This is a genomic window from Synechococcus sp. CCAP 1479/10 (genome assembly GCF_019038515.1).
Lineage (GTDB): Bacteria > Cyanobacteriota > Cyanobacteriia > PCC-6307 > Cyanobiaceae > Cyanobium.
The window spans coordinates 75,821-98,321 of sequence record NZ_JAFKRJ010000034.1 but is presented as its reverse complement, the minus strand read 5'-3'; the positions used below and the strand labels follow the sequence as shown (position 1 = coordinate 98,321).

22 protein-coding genes are annotated in these 22,501 nt (G+C 71.5%); 14 read left to right on the top strand and 8 right to left on the bottom strand.

The window, feature by feature from the left end; all coding sequences use genetic code 11:
- Window positions 1–13 precede the first annotated feature (13 nt).
- Window positions 14–544 (top strand): single-stranded DNA-binding protein, encoded by a 531-nt coding sequence (locus KUG39_RS12985; protein ID WP_216915448.1) that lies wholly within the window; start codon window positions 14–16, stop codon window positions 542–544.
- Here KUG39_RS12985 and KUG39_RS12980 read toward each other — a convergent pair whose 3' ends face one another.
- Window positions 545–796, bottom strand: a complete 252-nt coding sequence (locus tag KUG39_RS12980) for a DUF8666 family protein (RefSeq protein ID WP_216915531.1) — start codon at window positions 794–796, stop codon at window positions 545–547.
- A gap of 59 nt (window positions 797–855) precedes the next feature.
- On the opposite strand from KUG39_RS12980, the gene KUG39_RS12975 reads away from it, so the two are divergent.
- From KUG39_RS12975 to KUG39_RS12965, 3 genes are read left to right on the top strand one after another with little or no spacing between them, the layout of a single operon-like run.
- The gene (locus KUG39_RS12975) at window positions 856–1,443 is read left to right on the top strand and encodes a DUF2854 domain-containing protein (RefSeq protein ID WP_216915446.1); all 588 of its coding nucleotides are present in this window, start codon (window positions 856–858) and stop codon (window positions 1,441–1,443) included.
- Complete coding sequence (gene argB, locus KUG39_RS12970; RefSeq protein ID WP_216915445.1) at window positions 1,440–2,336, top strand: acetylglutamate kinase; 897 nt, start codon at window positions 1,440–1,442, stop codon at window positions 2,334–2,336. Before KUG39_RS12975 ends, argB begins: the two co-directional genes overlap by 4 nt.
- The gene (locus tag KUG39_RS12965; RefSeq protein WP_216915443.1) at window positions 2,329–3,459 is read left to right on the top strand and encodes a DUF3153 domain-containing protein; all 1,131 of its coding nucleotides are present in this window, start codon (window positions 2,329–2,331) and stop codon (window positions 3,457–3,459) included. The genes argB and KUG39_RS12965 overlap by 8 nt, the downstream gene beginning before the upstream one ends.
- A gap of 45 nt (window positions 3,460–3,504) precedes the next feature.
- On the opposite strand, the gene priA is transcribed toward KUG39_RS12965, so the two are convergent.
- Entirely contained in the window at window positions 3,505–5,865 is a 2,361-nt protein-coding gene (priA, locus tag KUG39_RS12960) for a replication restart helicase PriA (RefSeq protein ID WP_216915441.1), read from the bottom strand.
- A gap of 463 nt (window positions 5,866–6,328) precedes the next feature.
- Here priA and rpoD point away from each other — a divergent pair, with 463 nt between their 5' ends.
- The 7 genes from rpoD to KUG39_RS12925 all read left to right on the top strand — a co-directional run bounded on the left by rpoD (window position 6,329) and on the right by KUG39_RS12925 (window position 14,859).
- Window positions 6,329–7,642, top strand: a complete 1,314-nt coding sequence (rpoD, locus tag KUG39_RS12955) for an RNA polymerase sigma factor RpoD (protein ID WP_190611751.1) — start codon at window positions 6,329–6,331, stop codon at window positions 7,640–7,642.
- 79 nt (window positions 7,643–7,721) lie between these two features.
- Window positions 7,722–8,831: a glycosyltransferase gene (locus tag KUG39_RS12950; protein WP_190611750.1), complete on the top strand. Its 1,110-nt coding sequence runs from the start codon at window positions 7,722–7,724 to the stop codon at window positions 8,829–8,831.
- Between the two features lie 78 nt (window positions 8,832–8,909).
- A complete protein-coding gene (locus KUG39_RS12945; RefSeq protein ID WP_216915439.1) occupies window positions 8,910–10,724 on the top strand; it encodes an ArnT family glycosyltransferase in 1,815 nt (604 codons plus the stop codon).
- Window positions 10,724–11,386 carry a phosphatase PAP2 family protein gene (locus KUG39_RS12940; protein WP_094587102.1) on the top strand — a complete coding sequence of 221 codons (663 nt, stop codon included), beginning with the start codon at window positions 10,724–10,726 and terminating at the stop codon, window positions 11,384–11,386. The genes KUG39_RS12945 and KUG39_RS12940 overlap by 1 nt, the downstream gene beginning before the upstream one ends.
- A complete protein-coding gene (locus tag KUG39_RS12935; protein WP_094587104.1) occupies window positions 11,383–11,784 on the top strand; it encodes a DUF1824 family protein in 402 nt (133 codons plus the stop codon). The genes KUG39_RS12940 and KUG39_RS12935 overlap by 4 nt, the downstream gene beginning before the upstream one ends.
- Window positions 11,785–11,891: 107 nt before the next feature.
- The gene (gene hemC / locus KUG39_RS12930; protein ID WP_216915436.1) at window positions 11,892–12,845 is read left to right on the top strand and encodes a hydroxymethylbilane synthase; all 954 of its coding nucleotides are present in this window, start codon (window positions 11,892–11,894) and stop codon (window positions 12,843–12,845) included.
- A complete protein-coding gene (locus KUG39_RS12925) occupies window positions 12,820–14,859 on the top strand; it encodes a chloride channel protein (protein ID WP_216915435.1) in 2,040 nt (679 codons plus the stop codon). The genes hemC and KUG39_RS12925 overlap by 26 nt, the downstream gene beginning before the upstream one ends.
- Here the strand turns inward: KUG39_RS12925 and KUG39_RS12920 are convergent.
- From KUG39_RS12920 to KUG39_RS12905, 4 genes are all read right to left on the bottom strand, one after another.
- Window positions 14,805–14,975 carry a DUF8633 family putative protein gene (locus tag KUG39_RS12920; protein WP_190611742.1) on the bottom strand — a complete coding sequence of 57 codons (171 nt, stop codon included), beginning with the start codon at window positions 14,973–14,975 and terminating at the stop codon, window positions 14,805–14,807. The two genes, KUG39_RS12925 and KUG39_RS12920, sit on opposite strands and share 55 nt — an antisense overlap.
- A 147-nt stretch (window positions 14,976–15,122) precedes the next feature.
- Entirely contained in the window at window positions 15,123–15,767 is a 645-nt protein-coding gene (locus KUG39_RS12915) for a L,D-transpeptidase (RefSeq protein ID WP_216915433.1), read from the bottom strand.
- Window positions 15,768–15,813: 46 nt separating this feature from the next.
- A complete protein-coding gene (locus KUG39_RS12910) occupies window positions 15,814–16,401 on the bottom strand; it encodes an inorganic diphosphatase (protein ID WP_094587112.1) in 588 nt (195 codons plus the stop codon).
- 81 nt (window positions 16,402–16,482) lie between these two features.
- Window positions 16,483–18,009, bottom strand: coding sequence for a carboxypeptidase M32 (locus KUG39_RS12905; RefSeq protein ID WP_216915431.1), 1,527 nt, complete (start codon window positions 18,007–18,009; stop codon window positions 16,483–16,485).
- Between the two features lie 77 nt (window positions 18,010–18,086).
- Here KUG39_RS12905 and KUG39_RS12900 point away from each other — a divergent pair, with 77 nt between their 5' ends.
- The gene (locus tag KUG39_RS12900) at window positions 18,087–18,764 is read left to right on the top strand and encodes a hypothetical protein (RefSeq protein WP_216915429.1); all 678 of its coding nucleotides are present in this window, start codon (window positions 18,087–18,089) and stop codon (window positions 18,762–18,764) included.
- On the opposite strand, the gene KUG39_RS12895 is transcribed toward KUG39_RS12900, so the two are convergent.
- Window positions 18,706–19,122, bottom strand: coding sequence for an OsmC family protein (locus tag KUG39_RS12895; protein ID WP_216915427.1), 417 nt, complete (start codon window positions 19,120–19,122; stop codon window positions 18,706–18,708). The genes KUG39_RS12900 and KUG39_RS12895 overlap by 59 nt on opposite strands.
- A gap of 79 nt (window positions 19,123–19,201) precedes the next feature.
- Between KUG39_RS12895 and KUG39_RS12890 the strand changes: the two genes are divergently transcribed.
- Window positions 19,202–19,651 (top strand): DUF2721 domain-containing protein, encoded by a 450-nt coding sequence (locus tag KUG39_RS12890; RefSeq protein ID WP_286193148.1) that lies wholly within the window; start codon window positions 19,202–19,204, stop codon window positions 19,649–19,651.
- On the opposite strand, the gene KUG39_RS12885 is transcribed toward KUG39_RS12890, so the two are convergent.
- Complete coding sequence (locus KUG39_RS12885) at window positions 19,648–21,189, bottom strand: phytoene desaturase family protein (RefSeq protein ID WP_216915422.1); 1,542 nt, start codon at window positions 21,187–21,189, stop codon at window positions 19,648–19,650. The two genes, KUG39_RS12890 and KUG39_RS12885, sit on opposite strands and share 4 nt — an antisense overlap.
- 194 nt (window positions 21,190–21,383) lie before the next feature.
- Here KUG39_RS12885 and KUG39_RS12880 point away from each other — a divergent pair, with 194 nt between their 5' ends.
- Entirely contained in the window at window positions 21,384–22,487 is a 1,104-nt protein-coding gene (locus KUG39_RS12880; RefSeq protein ID WP_216915420.1) for a fatty acid desaturase, read from the top strand.
- Window positions 22,488–22,501 lie beyond the last annotated feature (14 nt).

Sequence of the window (22,501 nt, the reverse complement as noted above, 5' to 3'; positions counted from 1 at the left end):
CGTTGGTCCGGGCGTGAATCACTGCTTGCTGGAGGTGGAGGTCCTGGAGGCGCCCCAGGTGCGTTACACCCAGGACAACCAGACGCCGGTGGCCGAAATGGCCGTCCAGATCGAGGGCCTTCGCCCCGATGATCCCCCGGGCCAGCTGAAGGTGGTGGGCTGGGGCAACCTGGCCCAGGATCTCCAGAACAGGGTGCAGGTGGGCCAGCGCTTCGTGCTCGAGGGCCGGCTGCGCATGAACACCGTCACCCGCCAGGACGGGGTCAAGGAGAAGCGCGCCGAATTCACCCTGGCACGTCTCCATCCCCTCAGCCCCGGCAGCGGCGGCGCCCCGTCATCGGCTGCGGAGCCGGCCCGCAGCCCGGCCCCCCTGCCGACCCCGCGCCCCGCCGGGGCCGCTGGGGCCGCCACCCCCGCCCCCCGTCGGGCCCCCGCACCGGCGCCCTCCCGGTCGGCCACGGCAGCTCCCGCCGAGCCGGCCGCCCCTGTCTGGGACACCTCTCCGCTGGTCCCCCTGGGGGACGATGACGAGATCCCCTTCTGATCAGAGCCGTTCGGCGGCCTGGTCGATCAGCTGACCCAGTTCCCGCTCCAGGGCCGCCAGATCCAGCCGCCACTCGCTCCAGCGGCCGCTGTCCAGCTGGCGCAGCAGCCAGAGCCGATCCTCCCCCAGCTGGCTGAGCAGCTCGGCGGTGCTGGCGGCCTTTGGCACGCTCCAGGGGGTGTCGATGTCGGCGGATGCCCCCACGGGGCTGGCGGTGAAGCCGTCTTGCGCGCTGGCTTGGGGGCTGGCCATGGGGCGGCGGGGCGGAGCCTGGGACGCCATCCTGGCCCCCGCTGACGGAGAATGGGGCAATGCAAGCGTTTCTCTCCCCCGGCAGCCTGGTGACCGTGGCCGGTGTCGTCCTCACCGTGATCGGATCGATCGCCTACGCCACCGACAGCCCCAACATCAGCCTGGCCGGTGTCTTCTACGGCGTCCCGATCCTGCTGGGGGGCCTGGCCCTGAAATCCTCCGAGCTGCCCCCCGCCGAGCGGCTCACGCCTGCCGCCAAGCTGCGCGACCTGCGCCAGCAGCCCGGCAACGAACCCCTGCGCAAGCTGCTGGCCGACGTCACCCGCTGGCGCTACGGCCAGAAGGCCCACCTGGAGAGTTCCCTTGAGGCCCTCAAGCTCTGGGACGAGGACGCCCCACCCCAGCTGGTGGCCGTCGAGGAGCTGGAGGCCGGCGGCGGCTACGGGCTGCGGCTGACGATCGAGTGCCACGGGGTGGCCTACGAGCGCTGGCAGGATCGGCTGGAGCGTCTGGGCCGTTTCTTCGGTCCCGGCCTCACGGCCGACCTCCAGCAGGCCGGCCCCGGCCGCCTGCAGCTGAGCCTGCTGCCGGCCACCTCCCCTGGCCCGGCCCCCTCCGACCCGTCCCTCGCCGCCCCCGTCCCTTGAGTCCCGATCGGCACATCAGCGCGGAAGACACCCTGCGGGTGTCCGTGCTCAGTGAAGCCCTGCCCTACATCCAGCGCTTCGCCGGCCGCCGCATCGTGATCAAGTACGGCGGGGCGGCCATGGTGCGCGAGGACCTGCGCGATGCCGTCTTCCGCGACCTGGCCCTGCTGGCCTGCGTCGGCGTCCAGCCGGTGGTGGTGCACGGCGGCGGACCGGAGATCAACCAGTGGCTGGAGAAGCTGGCGATCGAGCCCCGCTTCCAGGACGGCCTGCGCGTCACCAGCCCCGACACCATGGACGTGGTGGAGATGGTGCTGGTGGGGCGGGTCAACAAGCAGATCGTCAACGGTCTCAACCGGGTGGGCGGCCGGGCCGTGGGCCTCTCCGGCAGCGATGGCGGCCTGGTGCTGGCCCGCACCATGGGGGACGGCACCCTCGGCATGGTGGGCGATGTGGCCCGGGTGGATCCCTCGGTGCTCACCCCCCTGCTCGCGGCCGGCTACATCCCGGTCATCTCCAGCGTGGCCCCCAATGCGGAGGGCCTGGCCCACAACATCAATGCCGACACGGTGGCCGGCGAGCTGGCCGCGGCCCTGCAGGCGGAGAAGCTGATCCTGCTGACCGACACCCCTGGCATCCTCCGCGACCGCCATGACCCCGCCAGCCTGATCCGCCAGCTCAGCCTCTCGGAGGGCCGCCGGCTGATCGCCGACGGGGTGGTGGAGGGGGGGATGACCCCCAAGACCGAGTGCTGCATCCGGGCCCTGGCCCAGGGGGTGAAGGCGGCCCACATCGTCGATGGCCGGGTGGCCCATTCCCTGCTGCTGGAGGTGTTCACCAACGCCGGCATCGGCACCATGGTGGTGGGCAGCCCCGGCCTGCTCGATGGCTGAGGATCCGCTGGCCGAAGCCCGCCGGGCCCTCGATCGCGGTGAGTACGGCCAGGTGCTGCGGCTGCTCGAGCCCCTCCAGGAGGAACGCTCCCCCCTCACCGCCGCCGGCGCCGAGCTGCGGCTGCTGATGGCCACCGCCCTGATGGGCCAGGGGCGCACCGACCAGGCGGCCGCCTGCTGCCGCGGCCTGGTGCGCTGCCGCGATGCGACCCTGCGGGCCCAGGCCAAGGCCCTGCTGCTGGTGCTGGAAGCCCCGGAGCTGCGCCGTCCCAGCAACTGGTCGCTGACCCTGCCGGATCTTTCCGGCACCACCCCCCTCGAAGGGGTCGGCGCCGGGGTCAGCCGCCGCTCCCGCCGCCGCCCCGAGCCGCCGCCGCCACCGCCGGTGGGGCCCACCCGGGCGCCGGTCGGGTTCGCCGTCGTCGTGGCGGTGGTGCTGGTGCTGCTGGCTGCCCTGCTGGGGGGCTGCATGGAGGTGCGCACGGAGCTGCGCTTCGAGGGCCCCGGCAGGCTCCAAGTCAGCCACCAGCTCCGCAGCGACACCGGCACCGGGACACCCTGGCAGCGGCGGTTCGTTGCGGCCCTCGAAGGCCACGCTGAGGGGATACCAGCCCCCGGGCCGTTCCGCCCCTCGGGGGGGAGCGGCGACCAGCTGGTCTCCACCCCCGTGCTGCCCGCCCTCGAGGCCCTCGGAGCCCTGGCGGGCAGCCTGGAGGTGGCGGGCCGGCTCAGCGGCGTCCCCCTGGCGGCGCCGGTGGTGGTCTGGGAGGAACGCAACTGGCTGCTGGGCGTCCGCCAGCACCTGCGGCTGGAGCTCGATCTCCAGGCCCTCGAGGCGATCCCTGGGCTGGATCTGGCGGTCGTGCTCGCCCCGGTGCGGCCGGCGGCGGTCCTGCGGGCGAGCCCCGCCGCCATCGCCGCGGCCCCTGCCGGGGACGGCGGCGGCCGCCGCCTGCTCTGGCCCCTCCAGCCCGGGCAGGTCAACGTCCTGGAACTGCGCTGCTGGCGCTGGAGCGGCCTGGGGCTGGGGGCGGCGGCGGTGGGCCTGCTCCTGCCGCTTGTGCTCGGCCTGCAGGCGATCCGCCAGCGGCTGGGGTTCGGCCTGCCGGAGCTGCCGGCCTGAGCCCTCCGGCCTGATTCCCCCGGCCGCGCTCGCCGGGCCGCCGGCTCAGAGTTCCAGGGGGTCGGGATCGATCGTCAGGCTCACCCCCGGGGGCAGGGCCCGGCGCAGGTCGGCTTCGGGGGGAAGGGGCAGCGCCGTTCCCCCATCGCTTTCCCCGTGCGCCGCTCCATCCGCCGCCCCCAGGCTGCCGTGCAGCAGCAGCTGCCAGCGGCTCCGGCCCGCCACCCGGGCCACGGGGGCGGGGGCCGGTCCGATCACCACCCAGCCGGCCGTCTCCACGGCGGGGCGGATCCGTTCGGCCAGGGCGGCGGCGGCCGTGGCCGTGCCGCTGGCGGTGGGACCGGCCAGCCGCAGCAGGCAGGCCCGACCGAAGGGCACCATGGACCCCTGGCGCCGCAGCTCCAGTTCCTCGGCCAGGAAGGCGGCGTAGCGGCCGTCCACCAGGTGACGGATCACGGGGTGGTCGGGGCTGTAGGTCTGTACCAGCACCTCGCCGGGGCGCTCGCCCCGCCCGGCGCGTCCGGCGAGCTGGAGCAGCAGCTGCAGGCACTGCTCCGCGGCGCGCAGGTCCGGCCGGTGCAGCAGGCCGTCGGCCGCCAGCACCGCCGCCAGCGTCACCCGGGGCAGGTCCATGCCCTTGGCGAGCATCTGGGTCCCCACCAGCACGTCCGCCTCGCCGGCCGCGAAGCGCTCCAGCAGGCGGCGATGGCCATCCCGGCCCCGGGTGGTGTCCCGGTCGAAGCGGATCAGCCGCAGGCCCTCCAGTTCCGTCGCCAGCTGCTCCATCACCCGCTGGGTGCCGGCGCCGAAGGGCTTGAAGGCGGTGGAACCGCAGTGGCCGCAGCGATCCCCCATCTCCTGGCGGTGGTCGCACCAGTGGCAGCGCAGCCACTCCCGTCCCTCCTGACCGCCGGCCCGGGGGCCGCGGTGGACGGTGAGGGCCACGTCGCAGTGGGGGCAGAGCACCACCTCGCCGCAGCTGCGGCAGCTCAGGAAGGAGCGGTAGCCGCGCCGCGGCACCAGCACAACCGCCTGCTCGCCCCGCTCCTGCAGGGTCTCCAGCCGGGCCATCAGGGGGCGGCTGATCAGGCGGCGGTGGCCGTCCACCAGCTCCTGGCGCATGTCCACCAGCCGCACCGGCGGCAGGGGGCGCTGGCCGATCCGCTCCGGCAGCGGCAGGAGGCGGGTGTCGGCGGGCTGGCCCTGGGGGCGCGGCTGGCAGCGCCACCAGGTTTCCAGGGAGGGGGTGGCACTGCCGAGCACCAGCCTGGCCCCCGTCTGGCGGGCCCGCAGCCTGGCCACCTCCCGGGCGTGGTAGCAGGGCATCGGGCTCTCCTGCTTGTAGGAGGCATCGTGTTCCTCGTCGAGCACGATCAGGCCCAGCTGGCCCAGCGGCAGGAAGACGGCGGAGCGGGTGCCCACGGCCAGGCAGGGCTCGTGCTGCCGGGCCGCCTCGAGGCAGCGCCGCCAGGCCAGGACCCGCTCCCCGTCGCCCATGCCGCTGTGGTATTCGATCACCGCGGGACCGAAGCGGCGCCGGCAGCGGTCCAGCAGCTGGGGGATGAGGCCGATCTCCGGGGCCAGGATCAGCACGCTGCGCCCCGCCGCCAGCTCCCTGGCCGCGGCCTGCAGGTAGACCTCGGTCTTGCCGGAACCCGTCACCCCCCAGAGCAGCAGGCTCTGGCCCGGCGGCGCGTCGGCGATGGCCGCCAGCGCCGCGGCCTGGGCCGGACTGGGGGGCTGGGCGCTTTCCAGGGGGGCCGGCCCAGCGCCCCGCCCCCCGGCCAGGCCCCTGGCGCCGCCGGCCCCCGATGGGCCCCGGCCGGCCTCCCGCAGGAGCAGGCCCCGGCGCTCCATGGTTCCGATCAGGGAGCGGCCGAAGCCGGCCTCCTGCACCAGATCGCGCAGCAGCCGCGCTCCCCCATGGCTGGCCAGGTGGTCGAGGAGCGCCTGCTGGCGGGGGGTGAGGGTCTCACCGGCCGCGGCCGGGTTGGGCCGCACCGTCCACAGGACCCGCCCCTGGCCGGCGGGGCGGCGGGCCTGCCCCAGCCAGCCCGGCGGCAACGCGCTCTTGAGGGTGCGGAACAGGCCGGTGTGGCACTGCCGGGCCACGCCCTCCAGCAGGGCCTGCCAGAGCGGATCGATCGCGGCGCTCTCCAGCACCGCGTCCACCGGCAGGACCGCCCGACCCTCCATGGCGGTGGGACAGGCCGCGGCCGTCGCCACCACCAGGCCCGTGTGGGGCCGCCCCTGCAGACGGACCCGCACCAGATCACCCACCCCGATGGCCAGGCCTGAGGGGTTGGCATAGGTGAAGGTCCGCCCTTCCCGGCCGGCCTCCAGCCAGACCTCCAGCCAGCCTGGAGGGGCTGGCCCGGGTGGGGAGGGTGAGGAGCTGGCTGGCAATCTTGCAAAGATCTCATGCCATTCCTAGGATGACGGGGTTGGGCCGCCCGAAAGGCTGCCGTCGGAACCGCGCAGAGTTCCGTCCACAGGGAAGACCCGCTGAGGATCCAGGGATTCACTCCCTGTTCATTCCTCCGGTCTGAGACCACCCGTGACAGCCCTGCACCGGCTCTGGCCGACTTCCACCATCCCAATCACGCTCCTGGAGCGATCCATCCACCATCCATCGGCAGGGGCTCCGTGAGGGGGGTCATCCCATCCCGCGACGTCCTGATGCTCTCCTTGCCCTCCCGGCCGGCTCCGTACCGGCACCGTGGAGGATGGGGGCCTGATTCAGCGACCCGGAGCACCGGAACCGGCTGATGGCATCCCGCTCCTGACCATGTCCGGGCCTTCAGCCCCGTCCGCCTTTTCCTCGCCCGCTTCACTCCCCCCCCACCCCACTCCCTTTCGCGTCGTTTCCATGAGCCCAGTCGCCGCCAAGGCCAAAGCCGCCGTTCCTGAGATCCTGGCCACCGTCTCCGCCACCGGCGAGGTGCTGCCCATCGACCCCTCGGCGGTGACGGCTCGGAAGACCGCGGCCCGTGCCCGAACGGCCGCCCCCAAGGCTGGGGCCGCCAAGCCTGCCGCCAAAGCCAGCTCCCGGACGACAGCCAAGCCCGCGGCGGCCAAAACCGCGGCCGCCAAAGTCGCCGCCGAGAAGCCCGCTGAGGTGGTCCTCGACGACGGCCTCGACGGGGATGAGGATCTGCCCGAGACCGGCGGCGACCTCCGCAAGGACGCCAAGGGCGCCAAGGCCCTCGCCAGCATCAAGGTGGGCCCGAAGGGCGTCTACACCGAGGATTCGATTCGCGTCTACCTCCAGGAGATCGGGCGCATCCGCCTGCTGCGGCCCGATGAGGAGATCGAGCTGGCCCGCAAGATCGCCGATCTGCTCGAGCTGGAGGAGAAGGCGGCCGAGTTTGAGGCCGACAAGGGCCATTTCCCCGACACCAAGGAATGGGCGGCGATCTTCGACATGCCGCTGATCAAGTTCCGCCGTCGGCTGATGCTGGGTCGGCGGGCCAAGGAGAAGATGGTCCAGTCGAACCTGCGGCTGGTCGTCTCGATCGCCAAGAAGTACATGAACCGGGGTCTGTCCTTCCAGGACCTGATCCAGGAAGGCAGCCTCGGCCTGATCCGCGCCGCCGAGAAGTTCGACCACGAGAAGGGCTACAAGTTCTCCACCTATGCCACCTGGTGGATCCGCCAGGCGATCACCCGTGCGATCGCCGATCAGAGCCGCACCATCCGCCTTCCCGTTCACCTCTACGAGACGATCTCCCGGATCAAGAAGACCACCAAGACCCTGTCCCAGGAATTCGGTCGCAAGCCCACCGAGGAGGAGATCGCCGAGAGCATGGAGATGACGATCGAGAAGCTGCGCTTCATCGCCAAATCCGCCCAGCTGCCGATCTCCCTCGAAACGCCCATCGGTAAGGAGGAAGACTCCAGGCTCGGCGACTTCATCGAGGCCGATATCGAGAATCCGGAGCAGGATGTCGCCAAGAATCTGCTGCGTGAGGATCTCGAAGGTGTGCTGGCCACCCTCAGCCCCCGCGAGCGGGACGTGCTGCGCCTGCGCTACGGCCTCGATGACGGCCGCATGAAGACCCTTGAAGAGATCGGCCAGATCTTTGACGTCACGCGCGAGCGCATTCGGCAGATCGAAGCCAAGGCCCTGCGCAAGCTGCGCCACCCCAACCGCAATGGTGTCCTGAAGGAGTACATCAAGTAACGTCCTTCCACTGCCGGAGAATCCACAGACTGTTTGGCGAGTGCATGGTCGTCTTCTTCAGCAGCTCGCCTGAACTCCGATGACGGAACGGGATCAGTTCCTGCGTCTGACGGTTGTGCTGCCCACCTTCAACGAGTGCTCTAATGTGGAGCCCATCGTCGAGCAACTCCTGCCCCTGAGAGACAGCTTCGATCTCGAATTGCTGTTCGTTGATGATGATTCCAGTGATGGAACATCAGACAAGGTGCGGATGCTGGCCCACCGCCATGGTTGCGTCCGGCTGATCCGCCGTGTCGGGCGCTTCGGCCTCTCCAGCGCCATCAAGGAGGGGATCCTGGACGCCACCGGCGATGTGGTGGTGGTCATGGACAGCGATGGCCAGCATGAACCCGCCTCGGTGGCCCATGCGGTCTCCGCCTTGCTCGAGAGTGGCGGCGATCTCATGGTCGGCAGCCGCTTCCATCCCGCGGCCACGATCATGGGCCTGAGCGAGCGGAGGGAGCGGAACTCCACCTGGGCGAATTCGGTGGCCCGGTTCAGCCTGCCCCGCTACCGCCATCTGACCGACTACATGAGCGGTTTCTTCGCCCTGCGCCCCGAGCGTTGCCTTCCCTATGTGAGGCAGGTGGATGTCAATGGCTTCAAGTTTCTCTATGAACTGCTGGCCCTCAGCCACGGCCATCTGGCGGTGGCTGAGGTGCCCCTGAGTTTCCAGCCCCGCAACGCCGGGGAATCGAAGCTCAACCTGGCCGTGATCTGGGATCTGGGTGTCTCGATCCTGCACACCCTGCTGCTGCGCATGGTGCCGCGGCGGGCCGTCAGCTTTGCGCTGGTGGGCGGCACGGGCATCGGCATCCACCTGCTGGTGTTCGCCCTCAGCCAGGACCTTCTCGGCCTCAGTTTCGAGCAGGCCCAGGTGGTGGCGGTGGTCAGCGCCGGCTGCTCCAACTACCTGATCAACAATGTGCTGACCTTCCGCTCCCAGCAGCTCAGCGGCATTGCCCTGGTGTTCGGCCTGATCCGCTTCCTGCTGGTCACCTCCCTGGGCATGGCGGCCAATGTGGGGGTGTCCTCGGCGTTCTACCGGCAGGTCACTCCCCAGCCGCTGCTGGCCTTGCTGGCCGGCATCGCCGTCGACTTCGTCTGGAAGTACGCGGCGTCCTCCCGCTTCGTCTGGAACACGCCTTAGGGCCGTCCAGCCCAGGGCCCCGGGACAGGTCGGCGGGCCCTGGCCTTAACTTCCCCTTGATCTCGTCGTCGACCCAGCATGGTGTCTGCTGCCCGGGGGGCCCAGCCGGAGGGCGTCCGCGCCCGTAGCCACAGGCAACTGGTCTGGGTGCTGAGCGCCCTCTGGTTGCTGTTGATCTGCTGGCTGGCCTTCTTCCAGGGCCTGGGCAGCCTCGGCCTGATGGACAAGACCGAGGCCCTTTTCGTGGAGGTGGGCCACCAGATGATGGAGCGGGGTGACTGGGTCACCCCCTGGTGGAACGGCGAACGCTTCTTCGATTACCCCGTCTGGGGTTACTGGATGGTGGGGCTGAGCTTCCGGCTGTTCGGGGTCAGCGAATGGGCCGCGCGACTGCCGGTGGCCCTCGCCGCCAGTGCCGTGGTGGTGGCGGCCTTCGGCCTGATGCTGGCCTGGTCCCCGGCGGGAGAGGCGGGCCGGCCCAGGCTCCTCAGGGGCGTGGTGGCGGCCGGGGTGATCGCCACGACCCCGGGCTGGATCGGCTGGGGACGCACCTCCACCACCGACATGTTCCTCTCCAGCGCCATCAGCCTGGCGCTGTTCGGCTTCCTGCTGGCCCATCGCCACCGGGCCGACCCCTGGCGGGCGCCCCTCGGCCGGGTGGCGATGGCGCTGTTCGCGGGCATCGCCGTGCTGGCCAAGGGCCCGGTGGGTCTGCTGCTGCCGGGTCTGGTGGTGGTGGTCTTCCTGCTGCTCACCGGCCACTGGCGAGCCTGGCTGCGCTGGCGGCCCCTGCTGGCCATGGTGGCCCTGTTCCTCGGCGTGAGCGCCCCCTGGTACGCGGCGGCGGCGGCCGTCAACGGCGGCGACTTCATTGGTGGCTTCCTGGGGTTCAGCAACCTGCAGCGCTTCACGACGGTGCTCTACGACCACCCCGGCCCCCCCTGGTTCTATCTGCCCTGGCTGGTGCTGCTGGTGCTGCCCTGGTCGCTGTTCCTGCCCCTGGCGATCGCGGCCCAGGGCTTCTGGCGGCCCTCCCGTTGGCGGACCGCAGCAGCCGGCCCTTCCGCCGACGGCGGCGCCCCGGCGGAACTGGGGCTGTTCCTGCTGCTCTGGCTGGTGCTGGTGGTGGCCTTCTTCTCCGCTGCCGCCACCAAGCTGCCCGGCTACATCCTGCCGGCCCTGCCGGCGGCGAGCCTGCTGGTGGCGCTCCTGTGGCGCCCCCTGCCGGAGGCGACCACTCCAGCGGGGACAGCCCCGGGCCGGACGGGGGTGCGGATCGCCGCCGGCCTCGAGGTGCTGCTGCTGGGCGCCATGGCGGTGGCGGCCGCCCTGGCCCCTAGCTGGGTGGCGGGGGATCCCGCCTATCCGGAGTTCGGCGCCGCCCTGTCGCGCTCAGGGCTGCCCCTGGTGCTCTCGCTGTGTCTGGGGCTGACGGCCCTGGCCCTGCTGACGCTGCTGCTGCGGCCGCAGGCCACCGACTGGCTGTGGGTGCCGAGTCTGGCCGGGTTCCTGGCGGTGCTCGGCCTGGTGATCGCCCCGCTCGCTCCCCTGCTGGACCGGGAGCGTCAGGTGCCCCTGCGCCAGATGGCCCGCGCCGCCCAGGCCGCCGCCAGGCCCGATGAGCCGCTGCTGATCGTCGGCACCTTGCGCTACAGCCTGCTGTTCTACGGCGAGCCGGAGGCCGTCTTCGTTTCCGATCGCCACCACATCAACCAGCTCGCCCTGCAGGGCCCTGCCGCCCTCGCCCTGGCGCCGGGCACTCGCTCCGTGCGCCTGGTGGGTGATCGCCGCGATCTCGAGGCCCTGGCCCTGCCCCCGCAGGGGATCGAGCGGCTAGCCCGCACCGGTGAGCTGGCCCTCTGGCGGGTGCCCCGACACCATCTGGTGCCGTGATGGGGTTCCATCTGCTGCCCCGGGACAGGATCCTGCTGCCCGGCTGTCTGGTCGTGCTGGTGGGGCTGTTCGTGGCCGTGGCCCCGGGCCGGCCCCTGGCCCTGCTGGACGCCGCCGTCCTGGACTGGCTGGGCAACCATTTCCACGGCCTGGTGGGCGGGGTGCTGACCCAGGTGTACCGGGCGACCGGCGTCGGCTTCACCGCCGTCCTGGTGGCGATGGCCCTGATCCACCTGCTGCGGCGGCGCTGGTGGAAGGACCTGCGCCTGCTGGTGATGGCCACCGGCGGCATCCTGATCCTGGTGGATCTGGTGTTCAAGCCCCTGTTCAGCCGCCAGCGCCCGCCGGGCAGCCTGCTGCCGCTCGATGGTCACAGCTTCCCCAGCGGCCATGCCGCCGGGGCCGTGGCCTTCTACTTCGCCATGGTGGTGATCCTGGGGTCCCACCATCCCCGCCTGCGGCGCACCCTGGCGGTGGTGGCCTGCGGACTGGTGGGCCTGGTCTGGCTCAGCACCCTCTACGTGCGGGCCCACTGGCCCACGGATCTGCTGGCGGGCGCCGCCGTCGGGCTGGCCTGGCTGACCGTGTGCCTGGCCTTCTGGCGCGATCCGCCCCCCGCCGACCCCCAGAGTGGGACGGTTCGACCACGGCGATCCCCTTGACCACCGACCTGCCCAGCTCCGGCCTGAACGGTCTGCGGGGCCTGCGCACCGCCCCTTCCCTCGATGGGGAGACGGCCTCCTCGCTTCGCCGGGAGCTCGCCCCCCGGCTGGGGGCCTGTGAGTGGTTCACGATCGGGATCATGGCCCCCTCGGCAGGTGCGGCCCTGACGGCCCTGCGCCAGCTGGAGGCGGCCCAGGGGTGGTCGAGCCTGCAGCCGGGGGACCCCGGCGAAGGGGAGCCCGGTCCGGTGTTCCTGAAGGGCAACCAGCGCACGGGACTGTTCCATCTCCGCCGCGAGGAGGGCCTCGGCGAGGGGATCCTGATCACCGGCCACGCGGCTTCCGATCCGGACGCCGAGGACACCTGGGGGCCCCTGCCGCTCGATCTGTTCGCCTGATCCCATCAGCTGATCACGTTCCGTCCGTTGGATCGGGGGCGGGACGGACCGATGCCTAGGCTGGGCGGCTGTTGCCTGGCAGCGGTTGCTGCCGCCCGAAGCTTCCGATGACCAGCTCCACCCTGCGCATCGCCTCCCGCCGCAGCCAGCTGGCCATGGTCCAGACCCACTGGGTGCGTGATGAGCTCTCCAGCGCCCACCCCGGGCTGGCGATCACGATCGAGGCGATGGCCACCCAGGGGGACAAGATTCTGGATGTGGCCCTGGCCAAGATCGGCGACAAGGGCCTGTTCACCAAGGAACTGGAGGCCCAGATGCTGGTCGACCGGGCCGACATCGCCGTCCACAGCCTCAAGGACCTGCCCACCAACCTGCCGGAGGGCCTGATCCTGGGCTGCATCACCGAGCGGGAGGATCCGGCCGATGCCCTGGTGGTGCATGAGCGGCACCGGGACCGCACCCTGGCCACCCTGCCCGAGGGCAGCGTGGTGGGCACCAGCTCCCTGCGCCGCCTGGCCCAGCTGCGTCACCACTACCCCCACCTGGTGTTCAAGGACGTGCGGGGCAACGTGATCACCCGGCTGGAGAAGCTCGACGCCGGCGTCTACGACTGCCTGATCCTGGCGGCGGCGGGTCTCACCCGCCTCGGCCTCGGTGAGCGCATCCACGAGCTGATCGATCCCTCGATTTCGCTGCATGCCGTGGGCCAGGGGGCCCTGGGCATCGAATGCCGCGCCGGCGACACGGCCGTGCTCGAGACGATCGCCGTGCTGGAGCACCAGCCCACCGCCCGCCGCTGCCTGGCCGAGCGGGCCTTCCTGCGCAGCCTGGAGGGCGGCTGCCAGGTGCCCATCGGCGTCAACACCCACTTCGAGGCCGACGAGCTCGTGCTCACCGGCATGGTGGCCAGCATCGACGGCCAGCGCCTGCTGCGCGACAGCTGCCGCGGACCTGCCACCGATCCCGAGGCGATCGGGGTGACCCTGGCTGGCACTCTCCGGTCCCAGGGGGCTGGAGAGATCCTGGAGGAGATCTTTGCCACCGTCCGCCCCGGAAGCTGAGGCCAGCGGCCCCAGGGCCCCAGGGGCTGAGGCCGACCTGCGCGGCCTTCCCTTCCAGTGGAACCTGCTGGCCTGGGCGGCCCTGGTCGGCACCCTGACCGGCCTGGCGGTGGTGGCGTTCCACGAGCTGCTGGGCTTCATCAACAACTTCCTGTTCGGCCCCTTCGTCGAGGGCCTGCTGGTGATCGGGCGCTCCTCGCCCACCACCCCCGCCGACCTGCCGCCGATTGATCTGCCGCCGCTGGCGCCCGACAGCGGCACCCCCCTGCGGGCCCTGCTCCAGCTCGGGCTCGATGGCATCGGCCTGCTGGCGGCGGCACCGCCCCCGCCCCCCGAACCCCCACCGATCAGCCTGCCCACCCCGCCGGACTGGCTGGCCCTCTGGCCCGTGGTGGTGGTGCCGACCCTCGGCGGTCTGGCGGTGGGCCTGCTGCGCCATGTCGCCGGCAGCATCGGCCCGGGTCTGTCGAGCCTGATGGCGATCGCCGACGGGCGCCAGGGGGGTGAGCCGCGCCTGCCCCTGCTGCGGCTGGTGGCCGCGTCCCTCAGCCTGGGCAGCGGCGCCTCCCTCGGGCCGGAGGGGCCCAGCGTGGAGGGCGGCGGCAACATCGGCCTCTGGGTGGCCCTGAAGGGTCGCCTCTCCCCCCAGGCCCAGAAGGCCCTGGTGGGGGCCGGGGTGGCGGCGGGCCTGGCGGCCGGATTCAAGGCCCCCATCGCCGGGGTGTTCTTCGCCTTCGAGGGCAGCTACAGCGCCATCCCGGGACGTCCCAGCCTGCGGGCGGTGCTGGTGGCGGCGGTGGCCTCGGCGCTCGTGACCCAGCTGTGCCTGGGCGACACGCCGATCCTGCGCCTGCCCGCCTACGAGGTGCGCTCACCGCTGGAGCTGCCCCTGTATCTGGGGCTGGGCCTGCTGGCCAGCCTGATGTCCTGGCTGCTGATCCGGCTGCTGGCCGCCGGCCGCGACGAGCGGGTCCAGGCCGTGGTGCGGCGGCTGCCGCCCGGCCTGCCCACGGCCCTGGGAGGGGCGGCCCTCGGGGGCATGGCCCTGGTGTTCCCCCAGGTGCTCGGCGTCGGCTACGACACGATTGAAGCCCTGCTGGGCCGGGATGGCGGCATCCCCCTGCTCACCCTGGTGGCCCTGATCGGCGTCAAGCTGGTGGCCACCACCGTCAGCAACGCCACCGGCTTCGTGGGCGGCGGCTTCGCCCCCTCCCTGTTCCTGGGGGCGGTGCTGGGGAGCTGTTACGGCCAGGCGCTGGGCAGCGGCGGCCTGAATCTGCCGGTGGCCGAACCCCCCGCCTACGCCATGGTGGGCATGGCGGCGGTGCTGGCGGGCAGCGCCCGGGCTCCGCTCACCGCCCTGCTGCTGCTGTTCGAGCTCACCCGTGACATCCGCATCGTGCTGCCGCTGATGGCGGCGGCCGGCCTCAGCGCCGCCCTGGTGGAGCGCTGGCAGGGCATCCAGGATCCCGGCCTGATGGGGCCGGATCCCCTGGAGGAACGCCGCCGCAGCCAGCTGGCGGCCATCCCGGTGGAGGAGGCCTTCGAACCGGAGGCGCCCCTGGTGCTGCCGGCCTCCCTGACGGCCTCAGCGGCCCTGGCCCGGCTGATCGACAGCCATGGCCACTGCCTGCTGGTGGAGCGGGCCGGGCTGGCCCTAGGGCTGGTGACGATCGGTGACCTGCAGCGTGGTCTCGGCTCCGATCTCCGTCGCCAGGAACCTCTGTGCCTCGAGGATTGCCTGCGCACCGACCTGGTCTGGTTGCCGACCGGGGTGCACCTGGATCGCCTCGAAGATCAGCTGAGACCCAATGGCCTGCGGCAGCTGCCGGTCTTCGAGCTGGAGGGAGGATCGGGGGACCATCTCCCCCATGGGCTGCCCACCGGGGGACTGGCGGTGGACAGGCTGCGGGGGATGGCCAGCCGCGACGGCATGGCCAGGGCCCAGGCCCGACGCTTTCAGGCCGCTTCGGAGCGGCCCTCCATCAGGGCCTCGGCGACGGGATCAGCCTGAGAGAGCAGGCCCAGAATCCGCTGCAGGTCCAGTTCGGAGAGCTCACCGTCGTTGCCCCACTTCAGCGACGTGCTGTTCAGCTGATCGGTGGTGGGTTCGTGAGTGGAATCGAACATGGGAGGGATATCGGCGGTTCTGGGGGGCGCCGCTGTTGATCGAGTTTCAAGACATTAGGTGTTTGCACCCAGACATCAAACCCTTCCTGGGCAATCTCCAGAATCTCTTCGGTCGCTCCCGAATTCGCCGCAATCGCCCTTCGGTGTTCAGGGTTTGACAACCACCGGTGTTCCCACCTCCACCTGGTCGAACAGGGCGCGGACATGGGGGGTGAGCATCCGGACACAGCCGTTGGTGACGGCGGAGCGGGAGGTGACGGTCCAGGCCCAGGCGCTGGGGGTGCCGTGGATGCCGTACTGGTTGGGGCCGCTCTTCTTGAAGCCGATCCAGCGGTCACCGAGGGGGCCATTGGGGCCCTTGGTGGGGTTGATCTTGCCGCTCGCCGTGCTCTGGTACTGGGGATTGACCACCTTGGTCTCCACCAGGAAGCGTCCTTTGGGGGTGGGGGTGCGGGAATCGCCGATGGCCACGGGCCAGCTGCCCAGCACCTTGCCGTTGTCCCGCAGGCTGATCGTGCGCTTGCCCAGCTCCAGCACGATTTCACGGGTGCTGGTCACGGCGGCCTTCGCCGGAGCAGGCGCGGCGGTGGCGGGCGCGGCCACGGCGGGGGCAACCACCCCTGGGGCGACCGGGGCCAGGCTGGCGGGCCCGGTCGGAGCCACGCCGGTGGGAGCGCTCGTGGCCGCCGGCGCTGGGGCCGACACCGGCACCTCAACGGCTCCGGCGGCCCCCGCCATGGCGGCCCCCCAGCCGGTGGTCAGGAGCACGGACAGGACCAGGGAGCGCGACATGGGCGGAACGGGATCGGAGGGACCGCGGTGGCGGTGCCGGTGGACGTCAGTCGACCAGACGGGGATCGACGACGGAAAGATAGCGATCTTCGCATTCCTTGATGATGCGCACGGCCTCGCCGGTGTCATGGAAGCCGTTGACCTTGCAGGTGCCGGGCTTCTTCAGATCCTTGTAGTGCTCCCAGTAGTACTGGGTTTCCTTGAGCCAGTGCTCACCCAGCTGGGTATAGCTGGTGATGTGGTCCATGCGCTTGTCGTCGGCCAGGACGGCGATCACCTTGTCGTCCACCTCGCCGCCATCGTCGAAGCACATGATGCCGATGATGCGGGCCTCCACCAGGCTGCCGGGCACCAGGGGCTCGGTGACGCCGACGATCTCGATGTCGAGGGGATCGCCGTCCTCGTCCCAGGTGCGGGGAATGCAGCCGTAGGCGAAGGGGTAAGCGAGGGAGGAATAGCCCACCCGATCCAGCTTCAGATGGCCGGTTTCGGTGATCAGCTCGTATTTGTTGATCGTGTTGGAGTTGAGCTCCACGATGGCGTTGAGCCGCAGCTCGGCCTCATCGGCGAAGGCCGGCAGCACATGCAGCAGGTTCAGCATGGTGCGGCTGGGGGCGTGGTCGATGTTCGCCATGGTGGGGGCTTTTCGGCGGCGGCATCTTAGGCATCGGGCCCCGTGAGCCCGGTTCTGCCCGCCGCAGTCACCCCGCCCTGCTCAGGCGGCCCCGGTCAGCTGGCCAACCTTGGCGCGCAGGTAGGTGAGGAAGGGCTGGGCGCCCAGGGGCCGGCCCGTGACCCGCTCGACGAGTTCCTCGGCGTTCACCGAGCGGCCGTGGGGCCAGATGTTGCCGGCGAGCCAGTTCTGCAGGGCGGCCGTCTCCCCCGCAGCCACCAGCGCCTCGATGGGGCCGATCTCCTGCTCGAGGGCCTCCGAGATCTGGGCGCTGATCAGGTGGCCGAGGGCGTAGGAGGGGAAGTAGCCGAACAGCCCCTCGGCCCAGTGGATGTCCTGGAGGCAGCCCTCGGCGTCCGTGGCGGGCTGCAGCCCCAGCAGCTCCTTCATGCGCCGGTTCCAGGCGGCGGGCAGCTCCTCCACCGGCATCTCCTGCTCCAGCAGGGCCAGCTCCAGCTCGAAGCGCATGACGATGTGGAGGCTGTAGCTCAGCTCATCGGCCTCCACCCGGATCAGGCCCGGCCGCAGGGGATTGAGGGCCCGCCAGAAACCGAAGGCGCCGCCCCAGGGGTCGGACCCCAGGCCCCCCTGGAAGCGGGGATGCCAGCGCTCGGCGAAGGCCCGGCTGCGGGCCACGCGGCATTCCCAGAACAGCGACTGGGACTCATGCACCCCCATCGAGGTGGCCTCCCCCAGGGGCCAGGGGAAGTAGTGGTCGTCACTGCGGGGCAGGCCCTGCTCGTAGAGGGAGTGGCCCCATTCATGGGCGGTGGCCAGGAAGGCCGAGAACGGCTGGCCCCCCACCACCCGGGTGGTGATGCGGAAGTCCTGGGGGCCGACGGTGCAGGAGAAGGGGTGGGCGGATCGGGACCGCTGACAGCGGGCCGCGTCGTAGCCCCAGCTGTCGAGCAGCTCACTGCAGAGCCGCTCCTGCAGACCCTCCGCCAGCTCGAAGGGCTCCTCGTGGCCCGCAGGCGGGGCGGCCGCCACCGTCTCCAGCAGTCCCGGCAGTTCCGCCGCCAGGGGGGCGAACAGCTCCGTCAGCCGGGCCTTGCTGACGTCGGGCTCGAAGGGCTGGGCCAGGATCTCCCAGGGGCTGCGGGCCACGGGTTCGGCGTCCGCCAGCTGGCTGGCCTGTTCGCGGCGCAGCCGGATCAGCTCCCGCAGCGCCGGGGCGAAGGTGGCGAAGGTGCTGGCCGCCCGGGCCTCCTGCCAGACGGCGTTGCCGTGGGACTGGGCCCGGGCCAGGGCGGTGACCAGGGCCGGATCGAGACAGCGCTGGCGGTTCAGCTCCAGGCGCAGCAGCTGCAGGTTGCGGCGCCGCTGGGGAGGGGCGGCCCCATCCAGCTCGGCTTCGGCGGCGGCCACCAGATCGGCGTAGGCGTCACTGCTCTGGCGCTCGTGCAGCTGGGCGGCCAGCAGGGCCAGCTGCTCGCCGCGCCAGGGGGCACCGGCGGCGGGCATCACCGTGTTCTGGTCGTAGTAGAGGGTGCTGCTGATCGAGCCCAGCAGGCGGGTGGTGTGCAGGTGCCGCTGGAGCTGGTCGAGGGCCGGAGCCGCTGCAGGCATGGGATCGGTGGAGCCGGTGGCGCCAGCATGGCGCTGGCGGCGCCATGGTGGAGGCGGACCTTCCCGGTGTCGGATCGATGCATCCCCCTTCTCCGGAGCAGGCCCTGGTGCTCGCGGCCATCGAAAGGTTCATGGCCGACCCCGACCTCGCCCTGCAGGGCCAGCCACCCGGCGGCGACTCCGGCGATGTCCTCAGCGCCATCCTGCGGGCCCTGACCATGGTGCTGCCGCTCGAGGAGATCGAACTGGCGGTCACGGGCCTGCTCACGGTCCATTGCGATCGGCTCGACGACGACACCCAGCTGGTGCTCGAGGCCCTGCTCACCGCCATTGAGCGGGACGACGACGAGATGGCCCTCGACACCCTGCTGGCCAGCGAGGCCAGCCTGCTGGAGGCCAATGCCCTCGACGGCAACTATCTGCTGGTCTGGGATCCGGCCGAGGCTCCACCGCTGCGGGAGATGGAGATCCTCGATGTGCTGGAGCGCTACCCCTGCCGTGGCGAGGCGGCCCGCTGGAACTGCGACGACTTCGTGGCCCTGCTGGAGGGCAAGATCCTGCAGTGGCGCAAGACCATGGTGGCCCTGGAGATCCTCCAGGAGCAGCCCGGCACCCGCCCTGCGGCCAGCACGATGGTGCTGCTGGTGCCGGAGGATCCGGCGGCTCCGCTGGAGCAGCTGGAGGTGGGGGTCACCCTCAGCCCGCCGTCGCCGGGTTCCAGTGCAGCCGCATCGGCACGCAACCTTCCAGACTGACCTTCACAGGGCAGCGCTCGCCGGCGCGGATCAGCAGGTCCCGCTGGCCGTCATCGAGGCCGGCCGGCAGATCGATCCAGGCCTCCAGCAGGGCGATGCGGCGCTCGCCGCTCTGGCTCATGCCCTTCTCCACCCGCACCCGGGCGCCCTCCAGAGCGATCCCCTCCCGTTCGGCCACGATGCCCATCACGGTGAGCAGGCAGGTGGCCAGGGCCGTCGCCACCAGGTCGGTGGGTGAGAACGCCTCCCCCTTGCCCTGGTTGTCCACGGGGGCATCGGTGATCAGCCGCGACCCTGAAGGGGCGTGCTCCGCCGCACAGCGCAGGGCTCCCTCGTAGCGGCAGGTCATCGTGGTCATGGCGGGCGCTGGACGGTGAACGTCCCTCCAGGCTGGCAGGGGCCGCCGCCCTAGATTCGCGGCCGCGATGTCCGCAGCCTTGGCCCTCATCCTGCTGGTGGCCCCCCATCCGGCCGGTGCCCTGCCCGAGACGATCCGCCTGGCAGTCACGCCGGTGTTTCTGCTGGCCGGCATCAGCGGTCTGCTCGGGGTGATCACCACCCGTCTGGCCCGCATCGTCGATCGGGCCCGGCTGCTCAAGGAGCGCAGCGGGGCCGCCACGGTGGCCCAGGAGCGGGAGCTGCAGGAGGAGCTGATGCTGCACCGCCGGCGGATGTTGATGGCTTCCAGGGCCTTCGCCTGCGCCACCACCAGCTTCCTGCTGGTGGCCACCGTGGTGGTGGTGCTGTTCGTGAGCACCCTGGCCACGATGGACGTGACGCCCCTGGTTGCCGTGCTGTTCGTGGTGGCGATGGGCTCGCTGATGACGGCGGTGGTGCTGCTGCTGCGCGAGGTGCAGCTGGGCAGCCTGGCCCTGCGACGGTTCTAGGCCGCCGTCAGGCCGATCTCCTCCAGCAGTTGCCGTTGCTGGCGCGCCCCGACGAAACGGTGGGCGGCCATGGCACCGCTCACCGCCACCGGCGGCACGCCGATGCCCGGGAAGACACCGGCCCCGCAGAGCACCAGCCCCTCGACCGGGGTGGACCCGCCGGGGAAGGGACCGGCGTTGGCGGGCCAGGCGGGGCCGTAGCTGCCCTGGTGCATCCGCAGGTAGTGCCGGTGGGTGAGGGGGGTGCCCTGCAGTTCCAGCACCACCCGCTCCCGCCAGTCGGGCAGCACCCACTCGAGCGCCTCGCCGAAGACGGCGCAGCGTTCCCGCTTGAGGGCGTCGTAGGCGGCGCTGCCCCGCTCCAGCCCCTGCCACAGCTCCCAGGGTTCGTTGGCCGGGGTGTAGCCATGCAGCACCTGGTGGCCCGGCGGCGCGCAGGACGGATCGAGCCGGGAGGGCATCGAGAGCACCACCATGTTGCGTTCGGCCCCGATGCCCCGCCCCCAGTCACCCACCCAGACGTGGTGGATGGGCAGGTGATCGAGGTCGGCCCCCCGCAGGGCCAGGTGCCAGTGCAGGAAGCCGGCGCAGGCCGGGGTGGCCGCCTGCCGCTGCCGCCAGCGGGACGGCACCGCCGTCTCCGGCAGCAGGGCAAGCAGGTCCCAGGGGCTGGTGTTGGCGATCACCCCGCGGCCGGCCTCGAGGCGCTCCCCGTTCGCGAGGCGGACGCCCACCGCCCGGCCCTGCTCCACCAGGATCTCTGCCACCGCCGCGCCCGTGCGCAGCCGGCCGCCATGGCGCTCCATCCCCCGCACCAGCGCCGCCGCCACGGCCGCGCTGCCGCCGATGGGGTAGTCGAGGCAGGCCTCGGGCTCGAACCATTCGCCGAACAGGGTCGCCATGGCGGCGGCACTGGTCTGGTCCATGGGCAAACCGGAGATCAGGAAGCAGAGCAGGTCGACCCAGTGGAGCAGGAATGGATCGCTCAGGTGCCGGCGGGCGATCGGCCCGAAGGCGCCCCCCAGGGCCGCCAGCCGGCCGGCCTGGCCCAGCAGGCGCAGGGCGTTGCCGCCGCCGAGGGTGGTGGCCAGACCGGCCCCGGGCCGCAGGGCCAGCAGCGGCAGGGAGCGGGCCGCCTCGCAGCTGGGCCTCAGGGCCGTGAGGAAGCGGTCCCATTCGGCCGCCACCGCCGGGCCACGCAGATCCCTCACCAAAGCCAGGAAGGGGGCCTGGCCCACCCCCACCCGCAGGGACCCCTCGGGCAGCAGCAGCCCCCAGTCGCGGTAGGTGGCCACGGGCAGGGTTTCCCCTACCGCCCGCAGCACCTGGGCCAGGGGGTTGGTGCTGGGCCACCGGCCCAGGCCGCTCCAGAGCGACGGGCCGGATTCGAAGTGAAAGGGACCGCGCCGGAATCCGTGGGCCGCGCCGCCGGGGCTGGTGTGGGCCTCCAGCACCAGCACCTCCAGCCCGTGGCGGGCGGCGATGGCGCCGGCGCACAGGCCGCCCAGGCCACTGCCCACCACGATCAGGTCGCTCACCTTGGGCGCAGCAGATCCACTGCAGATCCTATTCAGATTCCCTTCGCATGGAAGGCAAACGGAATGCCCCCCTGCTGACTAGGATCCTTCGATATAGCAAAGGTTTTGCATTGTCGCAGGGCTTCCCTTCCGCCACCCTGTCCGATAGCACGCCGCCCGTTCCCCCTGATGCGGACGCGGGCTCCACGCCATCGATGCGTCAGCCCAAGCGGGGTGATTTCGAGCTCAAATCCTTCATGGACAGCTCCAATCTGCGGGGCTCCTGGCAGATCGCCAACACCGTCATCCCCTACGCGGCCCTGTGGTGGGTGGCCGACTGGAGCCTCCAGCACGCTCCCCTGCTGCTGCTCCCCACCATGGTCGTCATGGTGCTGCTGCTGGCCCGCTGCTTCTCGCTGATGCACGACTGCGGCCACGACTCCCTGTTCCGCAGCCGGCGGGCCAACCAGGTCTTCGGCTTCCTGCTCGGCGTGATCAGTGCCATTCCCCAGTACCCCTGGTCCCGCGGCCACGCCTACCACCACCGCCACAACGGCGACTGGGAGAAGTACCAGGGACCGTCGGCCCTGGTCACCACGGGTGTCTTTGCCGCCCTCAACCCCGGCCAGCAGCGGTTCTACGGCGTGCTGCGCCATCCGGCGATGCTGTTCCCCGGAGGCTTCTTCTACCTGGTGATCAAGCCCCGGGTGGCCCTGCTCCTGGGGCTGGCGGGCTTCTTCCCCCATCTTCTGGCCTGCCTGCGCAGCCCCCAGCCGATGGGCCTGGGCCAGATCCTTTCCAGCTATCGCTCCAGGCACTGGTACACCCAGGGGGAATTCCGCCATCTGCTGGCCAACAACATCGCCGTGATCGGCTCCTGGTGGTTGATGGCCCACTGGTTGGGCGCCGGCGTGTTCTGGTCGATCTACGCCCCGGTGATGGCCTGCGCGGCGGCGATCTTCATCTGCATCTTCTTCGTCCAGCACAACTTCCCCGGCTCCTACGCCCACGCCACCGCCGGCTGGAGCGAGATGACCGGGGTGCTGGAGGGCACCAGCGATCTGGAGCTGCCGCCGGTGTTCAACTGGTTCTCGGCAGACATCGGCTGCCACGCCATCCATCACCTTTCGTCCAAGATCCCCAACTACCGGCTGCGGGCCTGCCACGAGCGCAACGCCCACCTGCTGGCGGGGGTGCGCCGGCTGTCGCTGGCCGACATCCCGGGGTGCTTCAGCTACATCCTCTGGGACCCCCAGGCCTGCCGCCTGACCACGATCGAGGCGCTGCGTTCCGCCGCTCCGGTCCCCGTCGCCAGCTGAACGGCGCCAGGAGG